At 26.2% G+C, this 20,680-nt stretch carries 18 protein-coding genes and 1 tRNA gene; 3 read left to right on the top strand and 16 right to left on the bottom strand.

Features of this window, described 5'->3' with window-relative positions; translation table 4 throughout:
• On the top strand, positions 1-528 hold a 528-nt coding region (locus F801_RS04000), incomplete at its 5' end, for an IS3 family transposase (protein WP_020104501.1).
• A gap of 410 nt (positions 529-938) precedes the next feature.
• Here F801_RS04000 and F801_RS0100920 read toward each other — a convergent pair.
• Together F801_RS0100920 and F801_RS0100915 are read right to left on the bottom strand one after the other, a co-directional pair.
• A complete protein-coding gene (locus tag F801_RS0100920; protein WP_020104500.1) occupies positions 939-2,846 on the bottom strand; it encodes a P68 family surface lipoprotein in 1,908 nt (635 codons plus the stop codon).
• A gap of 9 nt (positions 2,847-2,855) precedes the next feature.
• Positions 2,856-4,862, bottom strand: a complete 2,007-nt coding sequence (locus F801_RS0100915; protein WP_014335516.1) for a P68 family surface lipoprotein — start codon at positions 4,860-4,862, stop codon at positions 2,856-2,858.
• A 151-nt stretch (positions 4,863-5,013) separates the two neighbouring features.
• On the opposite strand from F801_RS0100915, the gene F801_RS0100910 reads away from it, so the two are divergent.
• Entirely contained in the window at positions 5,014-6,525 is a 1,512-nt protein-coding gene (locus F801_RS0100910; RefSeq protein ID WP_014335515.1) for an amidohydrolase, read from the top strand.
• Between the two features lie 3 nt (positions 6,526-6,528).
• Here F801_RS0100910 and F801_RS0100905 read toward each other — a convergent pair whose 3' ends face one another.
• The 7 genes from F801_RS0100905 to F801_RS0100875 are packed head-to-tail and all read right to left on the bottom strand — an operon-like array spanning position 6,529 to position 14,617.
• Entirely contained in the window at positions 6,529-7,725 is a 1,197-nt protein-coding gene (locus F801_RS0100905; RefSeq protein ID WP_013302109.1) for an oxidoreductase, read from the bottom strand.
• Between the two features lies 1 nt (position 7,726).
• The gene (locus F801_RS0100900) at positions 7,727-8,767 is read right to left on the bottom strand and encodes a lipoate--protein ligase (protein ID WP_014582541.1); all 1,041 of its coding nucleotides are present in this window, start codon (positions 8,765-8,767) and stop codon (positions 7,727-7,729) included.
• Positions 8,755-9,657 (bottom strand): SIR2 family NAD-dependent protein deacylase, encoded by a 903-nt coding sequence (locus F801_RS0100895; RefSeq protein WP_014335513.1) that lies wholly within the window; start codon positions 9,655-9,657, stop codon positions 8,755-8,757. Before F801_RS0100895 ends, F801_RS0100900 begins: the two co-directional genes overlap by 13 nt.
• The gene (locus F801_RS0100890; protein WP_013302112.1) at positions 9,644-9,976 is read right to left on the bottom strand and encodes a glycine cleavage system H family protein; all 333 of its coding nucleotides are present in this window, start codon (positions 9,974-9,976) and stop codon (positions 9,644-9,646) included. The genes F801_RS0100895 and F801_RS0100890 overlap by 14 nt, the downstream gene beginning before the upstream one ends.
• Positions 9,960-10,967 (bottom strand): MsnO8 family LLM class oxidoreductase, encoded by a 1,008-nt coding sequence (locus F801_RS0100885; RefSeq protein ID WP_014335512.1) that lies wholly within the window; start codon positions 10,965-10,967, stop codon positions 9,960-9,962. Before F801_RS0100885 ends, F801_RS0100890 begins: the two co-directional genes overlap by 17 nt.
• Before the next feature lie 37 nt (positions 10,968-11,004).
• On the bottom strand, positions 11,005-11,823 hold the full coding sequence (locus F801_RS0100880) for an alpha/beta fold hydrolase (RefSeq protein ID WP_020104499.1): 819 nt from the start codon (positions 11,821-11,823) through the stop codon (positions 11,005-11,007).
• On the bottom strand, positions 11,792-14,617 hold the full coding sequence (locus F801_RS0100875; RefSeq protein ID WP_020104498.1) for a DUF31 family putative serine protease: 2,826 nt from the start codon (positions 14,615-14,617) through the stop codon (positions 11,792-11,794). The genes F801_RS0100880 and F801_RS0100875 overlap by 32 nt, the downstream gene beginning before the upstream one ends.
• An 81-nt stretch (positions 14,618-14,698) precedes the next feature.
• Between F801_RS0100875 and F801_RS0100870 the strand changes: the two genes are divergently transcribed.
• Positions 14,699-14,782, top strand: a tRNA-Leu gene (locus F801_RS0100870).
• 105 nt (positions 14,783-14,887) lie between these two features.
• On the opposite strand, the gene pgsA is transcribed toward F801_RS0100870, so the two are convergent.
• The 7 genes from pgsA to F801_RS0100835 all read right to left on the bottom strand — a co-directional run bounded on the left by pgsA (position 14,888) and on the right by F801_RS0100835 (position 20,240).
• Positions 14,888-15,514 (bottom strand): CDP-diacylglycerol--glycerol-3-phosphate 3-phosphatidyltransferase, encoded by a 627-nt coding sequence (gene pgsA / locus F801_RS0100865; protein ID WP_014335510.1) that lies wholly within the window; start codon positions 15,512-15,514, stop codon positions 14,888-14,890.
• Positions 15,515-16,246 (bottom strand): MHJ_0274 family protein, encoded by a 732-nt coding sequence (locus tag F801_RS0100860; protein WP_014335509.1) that lies wholly within the window; start codon positions 16,244-16,246, stop codon positions 15,515-15,517. It abuts the gene before it with no gap.
• Positions 16,247-16,285: 39 nt separating this feature from the next.
• Entirely contained in the window at positions 16,286-18,124 is a 1,839-nt protein-coding gene (gene topA, locus F801_RS0100855; RefSeq protein ID WP_196227756.1) for a type I DNA topoisomerase, read from the bottom strand.
• 18 nt (positions 18,125-18,142) lie between these two features.
• On the bottom strand, positions 18,143-18,505 hold the full coding sequence (gene rplS, locus F801_RS0100850) for a 50S ribosomal protein L19 (RefSeq protein ID WP_013302118.1): 363 nt from the start codon (positions 18,503-18,505) through the stop codon (positions 18,143-18,145).
• Complete coding sequence (gene trmD, locus F801_RS0100845; protein WP_013302119.1) at positions 18,495-19,175, bottom strand: tRNA (guanosine(37)-N1)-methyltransferase TrmD; 681 nt, start codon at positions 19,173-19,175, stop codon at positions 18,495-18,497. Before trmD ends, rplS begins: the two co-directional genes overlap by 11 nt.
• 5 nt (positions 19,176-19,180) lie before the next feature.
• Positions 19,181-19,453, bottom strand: coding sequence for a 30S ribosomal protein S16 (rpsP, locus tag F801_RS0100840; protein WP_013302120.1), 273 nt, complete (start codon positions 19,451-19,453; stop codon positions 19,181-19,183).
• A 109-nt stretch (positions 19,454-19,562) separates the two neighbouring features.
• A complete protein-coding gene (locus tag F801_RS0100835) occupies positions 19,563-20,240 on the bottom strand; it encodes a 16S rRNA (uracil(1498)-N(3))-methyltransferase (RefSeq protein WP_013302121.1) in 678 nt (225 codons plus the stop codon).
• Between the last annotated feature and the right edge of the window lie 440 nt (positions 20,241-20,680).

Here is a 20,680-nt window from a genome sequence, read left to right as displayed (position 1 = left end):
ATTTTAAATAGAAATTTTGTTGCTACTCAACCAAATCAAAAATGAACTACAGATGTAACTGAATTTAGAGGACCATTTGGAAAAGCATATTTATCGCCAATTTTAGATATGTTTAATGGCGAAGTTATTGCTTGAGAGTTGTCTACAAGCGCTAATAACCAGCAAATTAGAAAAATGCTTCAAAAAGCATTTTCAAAGCACAAAAATCTTGAGGGTTTAATTTTTCACAGTGATCAAGGTTGACAACATCGACATAGACAATTTTCAGAAAAATTAAAACAAAAAGGAATAATTCAGTCCATGTCTCCAAAAGGAAATTGTTTAGATAATAGCGTTATTGAATCGTTTTTTGGGACATTAAAAAGAGAATGTTTTTATGGTCGTGAAAAAGAATTTTTAACTTTTAAACAACTTCACAAAGCAATTACAAATTATATTTATTATTACAATCACAAACGAATTAAAGACAAAATAAAATGAATGTTTCCCATTAAATTTAGGGAAACATTCATTTCAAATTATAATTAATTTAATTATTTAAAATTTTATTAAGAAAAGGGTATCACTTCAGATCTTGATGAATTGTCTTACCAATCCTTCTGCTTATAATAATTCCTGCAGCAAAACATCACTCTTCATCTAATACAACATGATACCTTCCAACTTATAAAACAACATACCAACCTATAAGAAGAAAACCTATTTCTCCAATTCATAGAAGAACTTTTAATAGATACAATTCAATTGTTGAATTAAATTAAGCAAGTATTTTTTACCAACAACAACAAAAATAAAAATACATAACTTATAACCTTTATTTAGCTGCAAAAAAAATACTATAAAACAATCCAAAATGTTATTAGAAACTCTTCAAAAAGAAGAAAAAATTAGGAATTAGTTCCTAGTTTTTTAAATAAAAGTTATATTTAGCAATTAAATTAGTTAATGCTTTTTATATCTTCAAGTAATTTGTTTAAAAATTCTTGTTTTGGTAATACTAATGGTTTGTCTTTTTTAGTTGCTTCTTTAAATTGATTAATAATAGTGTTTCCCATTTTTCCTAAATCTTTATGCGCAGGACGAGGAACTAGTTTTATTTTTTGATTTGAAATGAATTTTAAAGCACTTTCAATAGAAATAATTCCTGATCGTAAATTGTTAATTGCAACATCGTAGTTATCTAATTTAGCTTGAATTTCTTCTTTATCTTTTTGTGATAAAGAAGGATTTTTGAGTTCATTTTCTAATTTTGTAAATTCTTTTAAGTAATTTGTTCTTGTTGTTGTTAAAGAATCAATAGTTTGTTGCTTAATTACTTCTTTTGTAGGTAAAAAATAACCAGTTTTTTCTATTAAATATTGATTAGTACTTAATTTTGAATTAGTTAAAGGATTTGTAATTTGACCATTGTATAAAAAATCTAAAAATTTTACAACTGCTTTGTTTTTTGCTTCATTATCTGATTTAATAGCAATTAAAGAAGAACCACCATCTTTATAAGCTTCAAAAGGTGCGTTTTTGTTTGCTTTAGTTGCTTGTGGAAGTACAAAAACATCATTTCTAGTTGCTCAAGAAGCAGGATTATTTGTTTGTGATGCAAAATATTTGGATCAAGGAGAATTGACCGAATAATTCATACCCACTCCTGGCATATATACAAAAGCTGCATTAAATTCTCTAATGGCACCTGATATATTTAAATCCACAGAGTAAAATGTTTTGGAGTTGATTTGTTCGTTATTGTTTTGTGAATTAGCGTTTTGATTACTAGATTCAATTACTCGAGAGTCTCATTTGTTATCATTTTTTACTAATTGTACTTGTTTAAATGCATTAGTTCAAGCTTGATATGTGTTTAAGAGTTCTTGTTTTACTTGTTCATCATCTTGCAAATTTTTAATTACTTTGACTATATCTTTTTGATTTTTATCTTTTAGTAGTTTTTCTTCTCATAAAGCTTTTCCTGTTTTAGAAATTATGTCTTTGTATAATACATTTTCTGTGTAATCAATGGAAAAAATAGTTGCATCTGTTGTGTCTTCAAATATTTTTGTTTTATCTATTTCAATTCCATCAAAGATTTTTTGTGAAAATTCAAATGCATTATCAATTAAACTAAAAGTATCATCATTTACTACTAAATTTTGAAATACGTTGTTGTTTTTTACTTTTAATGCTCTAAAAAAACTGTGCGAAGGAAGTTGATTTCCTTTGTTATTGGCTTGGAGAACTTGTTTGTAGATATTTGTGTTTTCATCAATTGACCCTCCACCTTGTTGGAACAAATCAAATAAGACAGCCATAATGTCTAAGTTGAAAAAAATAGCTTCTGTATCATTTAAATTAAAAGGTAAACTTTTTAGTGTTTCGGTGTTAGAAGAGCCTAAAATTTTGTTGTAATTTTGTACTAATTTTTGAGGAAATAGATCTGAATTAATATTTGCATCTTTTAAATCTAATAATTTATTATGAGAATTAGCAATAAAAGCTGTAGATTTATTCCCTAAAATTAAATTATAGTTTGAATGATTAGCATTTAAATCAGAATCTAGTATATTTGCCATTTTATCTTCATTATTTGCTTTAGTTTGTTCTGAAGTTTTTAATTCAACTTCTAAAAAGTTTGAAGTATTTTTAAAATTATTATTATAGTACTCAACCAAAGAAGTCATACCTCTCATCAAAGGTCAAATTTTAGCCTGAGAAGTAGCAAAAACGATTTTATTATCTTGTTGATCATCAGCTTTATTTTCTTGTGTTGTACAAGAAATAAATAAAGAAATTCCTAAAAATAAAGTACTTATCGAAAATAAGTACTTTAAAAATGTTTTATTTTTTGCTTTCATTAAACAAAATTAAGCTTGTTTAAGATCTTTTAAAAGAGTTTCTAGGAATTTTTCTTTTGTAAGGTGAGTAGGTTTGTCTTTTTGAGTTGCATCAGCTAATGTATTTTTAAGATTTTCAGTGATATGAATCATATCGTTATTTGCAGGTTGTGGAAGAATTCCTGTTTTATCGTTGTTTACAAATTTTAATGCAGATTCAATTGAAATAATTACTGAAGTTAAATTATTAATTGCAACATCAAAGCTTGCTCTTTGTTTTAATAAGTTGTTGTAGTTTGTTAATTTTGTTTTTTCTGCTTTTGTTGCATCTGGTTTTGATGCATCTTTTGTATGTGCATTTACTTTATCTTGTATAGCTTTTGCTTCTAATTGTTCAGCTGCAATTTGAGTATCTAATGAAGCTAATTTGTTTTTGTAAGTTGTTTGTCTTGCTTTAAATTCATCAATTTTAGCTTGTGAAACTGAAGTTGAAGTCGGAATAAAGTATGCAGATTTTTCAGCCATAAAATCAGCAGCTGAAATTTTAGCACCAGTTAAATCTGTTAATCCTGTTCCATTGTATAAAAAGTCTACAAATTTAATGATATTTTTATTTATTATATCACTGTTGGATTTGATAGCAATTAAAGAAGAACCACCAGCGTTATATGCTAAATATTGTGCATTATCATCTGCTTTCATTGCTTGATTTGTAGCATAAACATCTTCTCTTGTTGTTCATTCTGAAGCTTTTTGTTTTCCTTCTTCTAAATCTTTTTTAAAAAATGCACGTGATCAAGGAGAATCTACAGAATAGTTTGTTCCTACTAGAGGAGCATAAGTAAATGCAGTTAAATATTGTCTAATTTCAAAAGATCCTCATTGATTTATAGGTTTAAAGTATTCAGTAAATTTAACAGAATAAAATGTTTTAGAATTAATGGATTGTTGACTATCATCAGTTGCTGATTTAGTTTGAATATCTTTTTTTGTTCATGAAGTAGTTTCAGTATTTGCTTGAGTTGTTGTAGTTGGTATAAATTGTGTTTGTTTTAAAGTGTTTTCTCATTCTTGATATTGGTTTTCAACTTCTGTTTTTAGAGCTTGATTTGTATTGAGATTTACATCTAATGTAATTTTGTTATTTTGTAAACTTTTTTCACTTCAAAAAGTTTTATTAGTTTTAGAAAGAATTTCTTTTCTAAAAACATCTGAAGCATAATCTATTGCAAAAATCTCTGAATCTTTTACATCTTTTGATAATTTGGTCGTATCAATTTCTGTGTTATCATAAATTTTTTGAGCAAACTCAAAAGCTTTTTTAATAACACTAAAAGTAGAATCATTTACTGTATATCCAGAAAATCCAGTGTTTTTTGAAGACTCTTTAATTTTAATTGCAGAAAACATTGAACTTGATGGAATATGATTACCTTTTCCTTCTGCTTCTTTTACTTTTTTAGCAATTATTGAGTTTTCATCAATAGTTCCGCCACCTTGTTTTATGATATCAAAAAGAACTTTCATGATGTCTAAATTAAAAACAATACCATCTGTATCGTTGATGTTGTAAGGTAAACTTTTTAATGTTGTTTGTCCTTCAACACCTAATAATTTATTGTAATTATTAATTATTTTTGTAGGGAATGAATTGGGATTTACTGTAGAAGTACCAACGTCTAATAATTTATCATAAGAATTTGCAACATAAGCAGTAGCTTTGTTTCCTAAAATAAGATTTCAATCAGAGCTTTGCTTAGTAGATAAATCACTATCTAAACTACTTAAAAGTTGACCTTCACTATTTTTATGAGTTACATCTGATGTTAAAAGTTCAACAGGAATGAAATCAGCATCGTTTTTGTGTTGTTCATTATAAATCTTAATAATTTCTTTCATTCCTAGCATCATTGGTCAATATGAACCTTGAGAAGTAGCAAATTTAATTGTGGTTGGTTGTCCACAAGAAGCTAAAATGGCAACAGGAGTTAAAATACTTACACTTGAAATAAGTGTTTTTATATGTTTTTTATTCATAATTTATTAAAAATTCCTTTTTTAGTATTAAATTAAATGATAAACATAGCACTAAAGTATGTTTTTGAAGTATATTTTGTAAGTTTATTTAAGATTTTAAATAAAAATCCACAATTTTACTAAAAAAAAAAAAAAAAAGTCAAAGGAAAATATGAAAACAGCTTTTATAAATGCAAAAGTATGAATAAAAAAGAAGCATTTTGCTCAAGCATTCGTTATTGAAAAAGAAAAATTTTTAAAAATTGGTACAAATGAAGAAATTTTAAAAGAAAAATTTGATCACTTAATAGATCTAAATAATCAAGTAGTAATACCAGGGCTAATCGATACCCATATTCACTTTTATTTTGCTGCTAAATACGAAAGATATTTAGATTTATCAAAAGCTAAAAGTCACAAAGAAGCAATAGATTTGATAAAAAAATATCTTCAAAAAAACAAAATAGAAAAAGATGATTTACTAATTGGATATGATTGATTTGAAGATCAATTTATAGAAAAATCTATGTTTAGAAGAGAAGAATTAGATAAACATTTTCCAGATGTATCAATATTTTTGTGAAGACGTTCATATCATAGTGGACTTGCAAATACAAACACATTAAAAAGATTAAATATTTTTTATCAAAATGCGACTTATGAAGATAGTTTTATAGAATTAGATGATGCTGGTTGACCCACTGGTTATTTACAAGAAAAAATAATTTATAAAACAGATAGTTTAATTTCAAATGCAAGTATAGAAAAAGAAAAAAAATTACTTGTGAAATGAGCAAAAAAAGCAAATCAATTAGGAATTACAGGAATTTATACTTGTGATTTAAGAAATGAAAATTGATATCGAGATTTTTTAATTTATGAACAATTAAATAATCAAAATTTGCTAAATTTAGAAATTTATCATCAGCTTTGAATGACTGATCAGCATTATCGAAATCAATTTTTAAATTCTTATTCTGCTTTAAAAATCAAGAAAAATAATCACAATTTAAAAGCAATTAAACTTTTTGCTGATGGAGGATTAAATCGCAAAATACTTCATTTAAAAGATTTTGACACTCCTGCATTTTTAGAAGAAAATTCTTTAGCAAAACTAATTGTTGAAATTAATCAAAAAAAATTAGCTACAGTTGTTCACGCTAGCTCACATATTGCAGGAAAAATTGTAGCTAAAGCAATTATTAAAGCAGATAAAGAAAATAAATTTAGAAATGGAATTATTCATGGAACAATTATTGATGATGAATTACTTGATTTATTAAGTAAATATCCAATAAATGTTTCTTTACAACCTTGCTTTTTACAAATGTATCCAAAAGAATCTCAACTTCCTTTACTTCGTCTTAGAGATTTAAATAAAAATAAAGTAAAAGCTAGCTTGGGAACTGATTGAAAAGTTTGTGATTTAAATCCTTGAAAAAATATTTACAGTGCTCTTTCACATTTTCACAAAAAACAAAGAATTACTTTAGATCAAGCTTTAAAAATGTACACAATTAATTCAGCTCAATATCTTGGACAAGAAAAGAAAATGGGTAAAATAGCTGCTAATTATTATGCTAATTTTTTAGTTCTAAATCAAGATATTTTTTCTATAAAAACAAAGCAAATCAAAAAAACTAAGCCAACTCAAACTTGATTTAGAGGAAAGAGGGTAGTTTAAAAATTATTTGTAATTTTTTTCTAATTTACGAAAGTTGTCTCTGGTGTTTTCAGGAAGACTTTGTCCGTAATCCATCATTTGCACTATATCTTTAAACGCAGCTTTTGGTATGGCAAGTTTTTTTATATCTTTTAGTTCAACATTTAGATTAATTTTATCTATTTGATTGTTTTCAAATTTAGCTACAAATTCAGGATCTGCTACAAAAACAGAGGATAAACCAATTAAATCTGCATACTTTATTGCTTCTAAACACTTTTCTACTGTGTTTATTCCACCACTTGCAATTATAGGAATTTTGTTTTTAAAAGTTTTGTAAATTACTTCATTAACAAGTAAATTGAAGTATTTGTTTCGAGATCGTACTTTATTTTTGTAAATATTTCTACCCCAATTTGCTAAAGCTAAATAAGAAATACTGTAATTTTTTATAATTTTTTTAATCAATCATAAAAACTCTTCTATCGTGTAACCTAATTGATTTCCTCTGGTTTCTTCAGCTGTTGCTCGGAATCCTAAAATGAAGGATTTTGAAGCATTTTCTTTGATAGTTTTTGTTACAGCTTCTAAAATTTCAAAGGTTATTCTAGCTCTATTGTTTAAATTTTGATTACCATATTGATCTTTTCTTTGGTTGGTGAAAGTTGAAAAAAATGTTTGCGCTAAAAGTTTTTGTGCTGATGAAATTTCAACACCATCAAAACCTGCTTTAATAGCAATAAAAGTAGCTTTTTGATAATCTTTGATTATGTTTTTGATATCATTAACAGAAAGTTCTTTTACTTTATGTTCAAAAGGAAAAGAAAGCTTTTCTTCACTTGCTCCAACAACATAACCATTTCTCTTTAAACTAATAATGGAAAAACGTCCAGAATGTGCTAATTGTAAAATAGCTTTTGCTCCATTTTGTTTCATTTTTAAAGCAAGTTTGGACAATCCTTTGATATGTTTTTTGCTATATGCACCAAATCCAAATTCAAAAAGCTGGCCTTCTTTGTTTATATAAGCAGCTCCTGTAATTGCAAGCGGAGCTGAGCTTGCTCTTCTTTGAGCATATCTTAAGTCTTTATCACTTATAAAACCATTTTTAGATGAAGCATTTAAGGTCATAGGAGAAAGAACGAATCTGTTTTTTAGAACACAATGATTAATTTTGATAGCAGAAAAAAGTTTTTTATACTCTTTGGATTTAATGTTCATTTTAGCTCATTATTAGTTCAACAATGTCTTTAGCACTAATAGTTTTAACAAAAAAACTTTCAATGTTTAAAGCTTCTAATCTAGCAAGTAAATCTTCTCTTTCAAGTTTTGCCCCAATTAAAACTTCTTCAATTAATTTAATGTTTTTAATGGCAAAAAAATCACCTGTTATTTTTGCCTTTGTAATTTTTGCATTTTTAAATTCAAGTGAAATCCCAAATGTTCCTATATCAAATCTTTGATCTCTGTAAAATTCATACTCTGGACTTTGTCCAAATGTTCAATCCCAATTTTCGTATTTGTTTTTGACTAATTCATCAACTTGTGCTCATTGTTCATTTGTTAATTCTAGTTTTTTTAATTTTCCAAAAACTGGATTTTGTTCAAATTCTTTAACAATTAAGTCTTTAAAATCTAAAATATTTAAATTTCTGTATTGTTCATTCAAGTAATCTTTGATTTTTGTTATTCTTTGGCGAACGCTTTTAATTCCTTTGGATTCTATTTTTTTCTTGTTGGGATTTAGAGCTTTGAGCATTCCTCCTTCAAAATCAATGTCATAAAGAAGTGAATAACCAGCGTATACATAATTTGGTGTTTGTTTCATTGCAGCTCCTGAAATCTTTTTTTGATCAACACTTAGATCATTTTTTCCAGTTGCTTGAACCTCTTTAAGTCCAAATTTTTTAAGTATTTTAATAATTGGTTCATAAAATTTAGGATAATTGTTCAAAACTGAACTAAAAGGATGTGAATTAGGAATTAAAAAGCAAAAATTTGCAGAATTTTGGTCAATAAAAATTGCTCCTCCACCTGTATCTCGTCTAACGATTAACATATTGTTTTCTTTTACATAATCTAAATTAACTTCAGCAACAGGATTTTGAAATAATCCAATTTGTACATGAGCATCGCAAATATATGGAAAAACAATAATATCATCTTGAACATCTAAATGAGTCATCGCTCACACTTGTAAAGCAAGTGCATAAGAGCCACTTGTAATTCTTTTTCCATCTCTAATAGCTTCTAATAAATACATAAATTAGCTCCTTTTTTATTTTTAACTTCATCAATAATTTTATCCAAATCATCATTAAAAATTATAGTTTTATTTAATATAGCTTTATCAATTCTGTAGTTTTTATTATTTAAAACAACATATAAACTAGAAGGGTTTTCTTTAGTGTAGTTTCAAAAAGGATGTTTAATTAATTGTGGAGTTGTATAGCCAACACCTATTTCTAAAAACATAGTTTTTTTGTTTTTTGCTTTATTTATGAAGGATAAATAATTTTTTTGTTCTTCAAAAAATTGTTCATCTTCAACCATTCCTTTATAAGCAATTCGTTTATTGACTTCTAAAAAAGCATCACATTGAGGACAATGTGGTAGCAAAGACATATCCACTTTCATATTGTTTTGAGTTTGTACCATTTTTAATATCAATTGATCATTTTGATATCTTTTATTGTGACACATTTGTGAACATTGTAATAGATTATATTTACCTTGGATGTAAAACACTTTTTTATTATCAAAACCAGCTGCTTCAATTGAATTATCTGAGTTGGTTGTAATGATAAAAAAGTCTTTATTTTCAAGGATTTTAGCTAAATTTATAAAGGATTTTCCAGCTGGTTGTTCTAAATAATTTAGTTTAATAAATCTACTATGAAATGCTCAATAAGTTTGTCAATTATCAAAATGAAATAGTGAAGCTTGAAGCATATCTAAAAACTTATATCTGCTAATAAAATCAGCAAAATTATCTTCAAATCTGTTTCCACTATAACCAATACCATCAGCACTTGTTAATCCTGAACCAATACCTACTAAAATATGTTCTGCTTCATTGATTAGTGATAATAATTTTTCAGCATTGGTGTTAAATTGTTTGTTTAATGTTTTTCAAATGTTAGTAGTCTTCAAGTTTTAAAAATTCCTTTTGATCAACATTAGTTAATTTTATAAGTCAATTTTGTTCAAGTTTTGAAGAATTTAAATATTTAGGATTGTTAATGGCTTCTTTATTTATTTCAACAATTGTTCCAGCTAAAGGAGTATTAATTGAGAAAATAGTTTTAGAAGCTTCTATAACAACAATTGTTTCGTTTTTTTTAACTGATTTTTCTTCTGTAAATTTTACTAAACCAACAGTTCCGATATCATCTTGGAGCTCTGGAGTTAGATGTAAGCTGTAAATATTATCTTGTTGTTCAATTAGTAAATAATTAGCAAATTTTTGCATTTTGTCTCCTTTTAAATTCATTGGCAATTAATTCTAGTATTTTAATTCGATTTTCAATTTGATTAACCATTGGAATTAATAAAAAATGGTCAATTTCTAGATCATTTGCTATTTTTTCTAACTCGTCAAGAATGTATTTAGCACTTCCGATTAATGGAAAAATTTTGCTTTTTAAATCTAATTCAGCTTCTTTATGCAGTCTTGTTGATACATCTTCTCAAGTGGGAAAACTTTGGTATTTGTTAAAATCATTTTCACCTAATAAGAAAAATTTTAAAGGAGTAGCTAATTTTTGAATTTCTGTTTTTGTTGTTGATGTAACAATAAATGAAGGAAAAATAACTTGAGATTGTTTATTAGGTCAATATTTTTCAAAAGTTTTTCGATAGATTTTGATAATTTTTTTAGTATTTAAAAAATTAGGAAATAAGTTATGTGCAATAATTAAATTTGCTCCTAATTTGGCTGCTAGAATAGCATTTTTTAAAGTAAATGTTGTGATAAAAATCTCTTTATTTGCTTGATTTTGTATAACGCTACGAACTTTTTTGCTGGATTTTTTAGTTTTAAGATTTAAATAATGAAATAGCTCTTTGATTTTTTGTTGATAGGATAAACTATTTTGTGATGAATAATTAAAAGCTTGTTGAATTAGTTTAGTTCCTGGATTTGAGCCTAATGAGAACAAAAAACGATCTTTAAAAAAGGTAGTCATTGTATTTATTGTTTCAGCTGTTCTTAAAGCAGAATATAAGTTAAGTAAAATTGAAGCAACTCCGATTTTAAGATTTTTAGTTTGCTGCGCTAATTGCATCATAACAATTTCAGGACAAGAAATAGAAAAAGAATGAACATTGTGATGTTCACTTACTCAAAAAGAAAAGTATCCTAATTTTTCAGCATTTTTAGCCAATTCAATAGTATTTGAAAGTGCTTGTTCAGAGCTTGTGTTTTTATCAATTAGTCCTTGATCTAGAATTGAAAATTTCATAGTAAAATTTTACTAAATTAATTTTTAAATTAGCAAATTAAGAAAATATAAATTTATTTAAAATTGGAACAACTAATTGTGGTTGTTCTTCAAATATAATATGAGAAGTTTTAGGTATTATTTCTATTTGAACGTGTTTGATATTGTTTTTAAAATGATCAATACTTTCTTGTTTTAGAACAATTCTATCTTCTTGACCTAAAATTAATAAAATAGGAACTTTTATTGTTTGAATTGCTTCTTTTAAAAAAGTCATATTTTGATTGGTTGTTAAAAATTTAGCTAATTTAACAATTGAAGCATTATTGTAAAAATGTGAATCAAAAACAGTTGAAAATCTTTTGAAAAAGTTTTCGCTTTCTATTTGTGATTTATCAAAAACAAGAAAAGAAAGAAATTTTTGATATTGATAAATATTTTTAGGAAAGAAAAAATCAAAAAACTCTTGTTTTAGTGCTTGTGAAGTGTAGTTCATTGGTGCAATACAAATTATTTTATGTATTAAATCAGGAGCTAATTTATTAACTATTAATGCAATTCCGCCACCCATGGAATGTCCGATTAAAATTGGTTTTTTAATATTAAATTTTTTAATAAAACGAATTACTAATTTTGCATAATACAAAGTATTTAATTGATAATTATAAGCAAAAGTTAAATTATTTCCAGGAAGAGTAAAGGAATAATAATTTGCTTTTTTTAGCTGTTTAAAAGTACTTCAAAAGCCACTATGAGATGAGTTAAAACCGTGGATAAAAACAATGTTAGGTGCATTTTTATCTTCAATATGGATTTTGTAATCATATTTTCAAGTTGGATGTGAATTATTGTTTAACTTTATTGATCTGTGGCTCATATTTGTCTAACTCAGTTGTAATATTTTTAGATTCATCTAATCATTTAGATAAAATGGTTTCTTTTGAATCGATTTTAATACCAAATGTGTCAATTTGTCCAATTCCCCGAGTTAAAGTTTTTGGTTTGTCATCAGGGAAAATACCACCTCAGAAAATTCCAACAGCTTGTCCTTGTTGATTTAATACAAGTGAACCACTCATACCGTGTCCACTGTAAATATTTGGTAAAGAAATTGAAGGACTTGCGTTGTATCTTTTACCTTGATATTCAAAGGTTTTTTGGAAATTATTTTTAGTATCTAAAACAGCACTCTGGCTTGCTTCAACTCAGCTATCACCACTTAAATATCCTCCTAGATAAAGTTGGATAGGTAGTGAAATTTCTTTATTTTCTTGATTTTCTGGTCATTTTATTGAATTAGAAATAAAGAATTTTAAAGGATGTTGGTTGTAGTAATTTACAGCATCAGGCACGTTTTGAATTGTTTTTTCAAATTTATTGATTTGGAAAACATCATCTTGGAAAATATCATCCAAGCTAAAGCCACGGTTTAAAACTTTATCTTTAGGAAACTTAATTCTAATAAGTGCTATATCTTGAAATTTGTTATCTTTTGTTGAGTTAAGACCAAGCGGAATAACTTTGAAATTATCTCAAAATTCTTTACTTTCTTCAGAACTTACTTCGTATTTATCAGGACTTAATGGATTTCCATAATCATCATAAATTCTTTTGCTAATTTGTCTAAAATCAGATTGTTGGGTATCAAAAATCAAATCATTTTCTTGTGAAAAATGAAGTGTATCTGATTTGTTGGAAAGAGAATATGCAAAACTAAAGACATTTGAAGGATTTTTTAAGTATTCTTCAACAACATGCAAATTTGTTGCTAAATAGTAAACACCATTTGGTTTTCCATCTTTGTCCAATTCTCTATCAAAAACTCAAGCTGTTCCACTTATAGCTTTTATTATGCTTTTGTTGTTATGGTCTGTGTTTTTAACAAAATATTGAATTGCCAATGTTCTTTTGTGAAGATCTGAAAATAACTCATCTGAAGTTTTAGCATCACCATCTGCGTCTTGGTAAATGCTATTAGCTTTTGGTTTGTGAGTAAATTGAATATATAAGTTATATTGATCATTTAAAGCATTAACAAAAACAAATTTTAGTTTATTGTCTTCAATTTTATAATCATATGTTCTTGCAAAGTAGTAATTACTTTTTGAAAAACCATAAAGATTACTTGTATTAGCGAATAAGTTTAAAGTATTTGATTGTCCTTCAAAAAAACTTTTTAGTGGTTTACCAATAAAATCCCAACTAACTGAAGCTACTTCGTTGTTTAAATTAGCAAGAGCATTTTTTCTTAATCTAGCATCTTCTAAATTAAAAAAATCATTAATGTCATCAATTCTAAAGTTTGAATATTGGATTATGTGTTGACTAATTTTGTCATATGAGTTAAATCCTGAAACATAAAATAATCTTTCGTTATTTGGATTTTCTTGGTTTTGCTCATTTACTGTAGCTGTTGATGCTGTTGAATTTGTAGAAATAGTTGTTTTATCGTCTAAATTTACAGTGTTTGTTTTATTTTGTTTTTCATTTGGATTTTCTTGGTCTCCAACTGATAAAAGTGCTTCTTTTTTCTTTATAAATAAAGCAAAAGTACCATTTTGATCATTATTTAATTCGGTCGCTATTTCTACTTGATAATTATCTAAATTGTCAAGGTTAGTTATATCAAAATATCGTTTTAAATCTTGAGTTGATAAAGGACGATTTGCAAAGAAAAATGAAGGTAAAAAGTTAGAATACTTTGCTTTTAGTTGAATTGAAATGTTTGGATTTTGTAGTTGATTATTAGTTTGTTGTTTAGAAAAATCGAATAAATCACTTTTGATTGTTAAAAATTTAGCTACTGTATTATCTTTGTACGCTTGATGAGTAAGTCCTAATTCTACTTGTATAGTTTTATTTTGTTCATTAAAACCTAAAATATCTAAAACAGAAAGAAAATAATTTTCATTTGCTTTTAAAATTACATATTTGTGTTTTTCTTGACTTTGTTGTAAAACATTTACTGTTTTATTTGGGTTATCTGTGTTAGTTTGATTATTTTGTTGAATTTCAACTTGTTGTGGGATTAGTGTAAGTTTTTCAGTTGTTTTAAAACCTTCTGGTATTTCAAAATAATCTCAAAAATTTTTATCATTTAAAGTAGAAACATCAAATTTTTTAATGTTTTGTTTGAATTTTAATTCTTTAATGCTGGATAAGACACTAGAAGTTCTATCTTTAAATTTTATATTGTCATTTCTTGAGAGTACATTTGCACCTTTTGTTAGAAATCCAGAAACTGTAAAAACTTTTTGTTCAAGAACTTTTTGATTTTGATTATTGTATGGATCAACTTGTAATAAACTAATATTAACTTTAAAAATCCCTCTTCTATCATCGATAGAATTTGGAATAACTTTGTAACCTAATTTGAGATTTTTATTAACATTTGCAACATCGTAATTAAAAACATTAAATTCAGTTGGTCAAAAATTAATATATTCTCTGATATTTGGAGCTGTAGCAACTTGAGAAGGATAGAGTTTACTTCCTTCTTGACTTGCTCTGATGTTGATTATGTTGCTTAAGCTTTCGTTTTTATATTTTAAATTAACGCTTTGATTAGTGTTCTTAGATTCTTGGTCTTTGTAAGCATTAATTGCAAAATAAATACCTACTCCTGCTGCAGCCCCAGCAGAAACAATTCCTAAGTATATTAAAGGATTCAAAAATTTTTTGCTTTTCGTATTAACATCCAATCTAAAATTCTAAAACATAATTTTAATCTTTTGTGGTAGAATTTAATTTAAGGCTCATTGGTGAAATGGTAGACACAGAAGACTCAAAACCTTCCGCAGAAATGCTTATCGGTTCAAGTCCGATATGAGCCACCATTTGTTAAATAACGCCAAAATTATAACACTAACACTAAAATCAAAAAAAGAAATTATTATAAAAAAACATCTTTTTCAAGATGTTTTTTTATATTCATTAATTTACTATTGTTTTAGGTAAACAACAATTGGTTTGAGATATAAATAACCAGAAAATAAAGATAAAATTAAAGCTATTATTGAAGGAATATTAATAAGTCAATAAAGAATTGTTTTATCAAACGAATTTGTTATTGAAGCATCAAATAGCATTGGAGCTAATAAAAATAAAACAGAGATTGTAATCATTTGAGCAACAGTTTTTCATTTACCCCAAATTGAAGCAGCTACTTCTAATTTTTTAGCTGCTGCTAAGTTTCGACAACCATCTACTATGATATCTCTTGCAATGAATAAAACGACAATTCAAACAGGAATTATATTTAAAATAGTTAAATAAACAAATGCCGAAGTAGTTATGATTTTATCAGCTATTGGATCAAAAATTTTTCCAAAAACACTAATTTGATTTTTCTTTCTTGCGATATGACCGTCTAAAAAATCAGTAATTGAAGCAATAATAAATATAACAAAAGCTAAAAAAAACATTCAAATAAATTGATTTTGATAGCCTAAAGAAATTATTGAATTATTTAGCAAATAAAAAAGTGTTAGTAAAACAATGAAAGGAACAACTAAAATTAATCTCGAAATTGTTAGAATATTTGCTAAGGTAAAAAAGTGAGATTTCATCTAGTTTTGTTGTCCTTGTGTTTGGTTTTTATTTTTAGATTTAAAAACTTTTTTTAGCTTACAAAATGAGTCTTTCGCTTTGTGAATGAAGGTTTTTGGTTTTAGTTGTTCTTGAGCTCTTAAGTATTCTAATCTTTCGAGTTCATCTTTTTGTTTGAAAACATTAAAAAGATTATCAACTTCTTCTTGTTTGTATTTTACTTGTTCAATAAAATCAAGATAAGTTTGCGCAAATACTTCATTTTGCTTGATATATTCTTCTTTTGTATTATCATTGTTTAAATATTGATCAGATAATAAAACAAAGTAATTAATTAATTCTTTATGATTTTTAGTTCATAAATTTGATTTTAAATTCATTAGTTGCTGAAAATTAGTTAAAAAAGTTTCATCTTTTTCAAAAGGATTTCGAATGAAAATATCTTGAAATTGCTCTTGAATATAAAGATAATCAAGTGCATTTTTAGCAAAGTTATTAATTTGACTCATTTTAAAATCACCAACAGACACTTTAAATTCAGAGAGTAATTTCTCATTTTGTTCAATGATAAAATTTACTCTTGCACTGGTTTTTAAAATAAATTTGGTTTCTTCATCTTTAATTCTTTGTTTTTCTTTGATTATCCTTCTTTTTTTCTTTCTATCTGAGAAGTAATTAAAGAGAATGAAGACAACGATAAAAACAAGTAATAAAGCTAGAACAACATATAATGTCACACTTGAGTCTGGCATAATTATTTCTTCCTTTATTTAATTTGATATTCAACTTTACTAGCTAGCCTTTTTGTAAAAGCGTCTAAATTTTGGTTTGTAATTTGGATCTTGTTTAATAAATCTACAGTTAGGGAAATTAGAACATCCTATAAATCTAGCACCTGTTTTTTTGTTATTACGATAGATGAGTTCATGATTGCATTCAGGACAATTTTCACCAACTTTTTCAAGTTCAATTTCAGTTTTTTCTACATTTTGCATAGATTCTTGCACAACGTTTTGGAAATTATCTCAAAAGTTAGTCATTAATTTTTTGTAATCCAAATTTCCTTCAGCAATTTCATCTAGTTCTTCTTCAACTTGTGCTGTGTAGTTGGTGTTGATAATAGAAGGACTAATTTGTAAGAGCTTTTCTAAAGTAATTTGTCCATAATTAGTAGGCACAAGAGATTTATTTTGTTTTTCAACGTATAAACGATCTTGTAATATCTTCACAGATGAAGCGAAAGTTGAAGGTCTTCCTACTTTGATTTCATCAAGTTTTTCAATTAATGAACCATCAGTGTAACGAGCAGGTGGATTTGTATGATGAGCTTGTTTTTCGTATTTTTCAATTTCTATTTCGTCATTGATTTGTCAATTTGGTAAATTTGTGTTTTCGCTATCAGGTTTGGTTAGTTTAAAATAACCATCAAAAGTAATTATTGAACCAGAAAGATAAAATTTGTGTTCTTGATTTAAAAATTCATAACGTGTAATTTGTCTTTCAGGAACAGACATAATTGCTTGCATAGTTGTGTTGTAAATAATTTGATAAAGTTTAAAATCTATTTCTTTTAAGTCGTATTTTTCTTTTGCAAGTTCAGGTGTTAGTGAACAATCTGTTGGTCTAATTGCTTCGTGAGCATCTTGATCACCACTAAATCCTTTAACTGAATCAGAAACGTATTCTTTTCCAAATTGCTCTTTAATGTACGATTTAGCTAAATCGATAAATGTTTGACTTAATCTTGTTGAATCGGTTCTTGGATATGAAATAAGCCCTTGATCACCAAAACCTTCATAAAGTCTTTGTAATGAAGAAGAAACAGAACTAGCTGCATAATTTGCTGCTTTTTTAAACAAAGCAGATTGTTTAAGTGGTGTTATTTTAGCATCTTTTTTGCTTCTGATTGTTTTATCTACAACTTTTAATTTTCCTTTTAAAGAATTATAGATTTTATCAATGTCTTTTACATCTACTCATTCAGGATTTTCATTTTCTGGATTGTAATATTTGATTTCTGTGTTTTTGTTGTAAAAAGCTGAAATTGTAAAGTAGTGATAAGGAATAAAATCATTGATTTCTTTTTCACGATCAATAACTAATTTAAGAGCTACTGATTGTACTCTTCCTGCTGAAGGAGTTATTGGAGTATTTTTTATTTTAGTAGCTAATAAACTAGATAATCTAAAACCAATAATTCGATCAATCATTCTTCTTGATTTTTGTGCATTTACTAAATTTGCATCGATTTTTAAAGGATTTTTTAAAGATTGTAAAATTGCAGCTTCGGTAATTTCGTTGTATTTAATTCTTTGATATTTATTTTCAATTTTTAAAATTTCAACTAAAGTATGACCTATTGCTTCACCTTCACGATCAGCATCGGTTGCTATAATCACCATATCAGAATTTTTCACATCTTCTTTTAAACTCTTAACAATTTCCTTTTTATCACTTTCAACTTCATAAACTGGTTCTCAGTTTTGCATATCAATACCTAAACCATAACTTCCTGAAGTTTTTAAATTAACAACGTGACCAACTGAAGCTACTACTTTGTAACCTTCTCCTAGATATTTGGAAATAGTTTTAATTTTATTTGGGGACTCAACAATAACTAATTTACTCATTTTGATTAAATCCAAATATTATTTTTCTGCTGTTTTTTTAATTTCTTTTAAACGTGCTGATTTTCCTTTTCTATCACGCATAAAGTAGAGTTTTGCTCTTCTTACTTTGTTTGAACGAACAACTTCTAATTTTTCAATTAAAGGAGAATGTAAAGGAAAACTTCTTTCAATACCAATTCCGTAAGAAACTTTACGAACAACAAATCTTTCTTTTAATCCAGATCCTTTTTTAGATATAACTAGACCTTCAAAAATCTGAATTCTTTGTTTATTTCCCTCTTTAATTTTTACATAAACCTTAACATTATCTCCTACGTTATAAACAGGAGTTTCTTTTTTTATTTGTGAATTTTCAACAATTTGTAATAAATTATTTTTCATAATCATCCTTGTCCTTTTTTAATAAATCGGGTCTATTTTTTCTTGTTTTTTCAAGTCTTTTTTCTTCTTTTCACGCTTTTATTTGTTTGTGATTTCCTGAAAAAAGAACTTCAGGAACTTTCATACCTTTGTAGTCTCTAGGTCTTGTGTATTGTGGAAAATCAAGCATATCATTACTAAATGATTCATTTTCTAATGATTCTTGATTTATAACACCTTCAACTAAACGAGCAACTGCATCAGCTACTACCATTGCAGGAAGTTCTCCACCTGTTAAGACATAGTCTCCAATAGAAAGTTCTAAATCTACTAAATGATCAATTATTCTTTCGTCAAAACCTTCATATCGCCCTGAAATTATTGTAATTTCTTTTTCTTTAGATAGTTGATAAGCAAGTTTTTGTGTGAATTTTTGACCTTGAGGTGACATTGCTATTTTAAAGCCAGAAACTGTTTGTAATGCTAAGTCAATTGGCTCAATTTGCATCAACATACCAGGTCCGCCACCGTAAATTTGATCATCTACTTTTAAGTGCTTATTTTTACTAAAATCTCTGATATCCACAATATTTATTTCGATTATTTTTTTTTCAATTGCTTTTGCAATAATAGATTCATTTTTAAAAGGTTCAAAATATTTTGGAAATAGAGTTAAAAAATTAATTTTCACAATTTTTATTTTGCTTTAGCTTGTGATTTTTGCTTAGTAAAAAGAGTTAAAATTTCTTCTTTTTTAAGTAAAGTTTTTACTGTTTCTGTAGGTACTGCACCTAAACTTAATCAATTTAAAATCACTTCTTTATTTAATTTTGTTTCTTTAGTTTTTGGATTATAGTGACCAACTGCTTCAATAAATCTTCCATCTCTTGCAGCTCTTGCGTCAGCTATAACAATTTTGTATACAGGATTAAATTTTGATCCCATTCTTTTTAATCTGATTTTTACCATTTGTACCTTTCTGGTGAATTTTATTTTTTAATTAATAAGTTTTATAAATGTTTTTAAATTATACATTAATTTTTAAAAAAAGTGTCAAGCATTTTTACTTGACAGCATTTTATGAATTTTCTTTAAGTCTTGCCAAACAAAACATAGCAGCTGTTTCAGATCTTAAAATTCTTTTTCCTAAAGAAATGACTTTAAAATTTTTAGCCTTTGCTTTTGCAATTTCATCCTCTGTAAAACCACCTTCAGGACCTATTAAAAATAATGAATCAGAATCAAATAGAAGTTGTGAATTTTCTTCATTTTCTTTCTCATGTGCTATAAATTTAAAGTTTTTTTCAATATTTAAAACTTCGTGAAATTTAATAGGTTTTTCAACTTTTGGGATAATATTTCTAAAAGATTGTTGAGCTGCATGAAGAACCATTTCTTGCCATCTTTGTACTTTTTTATCGATATCATTTCCAAGTTTTTGTTCAACGTTTTTACTATAAAAAGGAATTATTTTAGCTACTCCTAGTTCGACCGCTTTTTGTAAAATAAATTCAAAAGCTTTTGTTTTTAATATTGCAATTGCAAGCATTGGCTGTTTTTTAAATTCATGATTTAAATTGAGTTCTTCAATTATTTCAGCTTTGTTTGGAAAAACAAATTTAGTTAAATAAAATTTTTCTTGATAAACACAAATAAATTTATCATTTCTTGATTTTATTACTTTTAGATGTTGTAAAACTCTTTTATCTAAAATAAAATAATTATTTATTTTTTCAAATACAAAAAATCTATGCATATTGTTCCTTTATTATTTTAAAATTATCTTGCATTTAGTAAAAAAAAAAAAAAAAAACCAGCGCACCAGTTTTTTTAATTATTATGTGAAAGGATAATTTCTTATCAATATTAAATTTATATATTAAAATAAAATATATTTATTTAATCTCATTTTTATCTAAATGAAATCTTGAATATTATATAACGAAAAAATAAAATTGCAAAAAATTTTTTGGATTTTTCAATTTACGTTCTTAAAAATGACCTAATTTTACTCTTTGGAGCATCTACAATATATAGAAAAAGAAGAAAAAATCCACAAAGTGTTATAATATTCTTACTTATTTCAATACTAGTTAATTCAATAACTAATAATTAAACATTAATAATTAGTGAATTAATGACACTTTAAATACTTTTTTATAAACAAAGAAAGATAATACAATGAAAATAAATTTT

This window comes from Mesomycoplasma hyorhinis ATCC 17981 (assembly GCF_000383515.1).
In the GTDB taxonomy this organism is placed as follows: Bacteria; Bacillota_I; Bacilli_A; order Mycoplasmatales; family Metamycoplasmataceae; genus Mesomycoplasma; species Mesomycoplasma hyorhinis.
The sequence above is the reverse complement of the archived record's forward strand: the minus strand, read 5'-3'. Positions and strand labels throughout refer to the sequence as shown.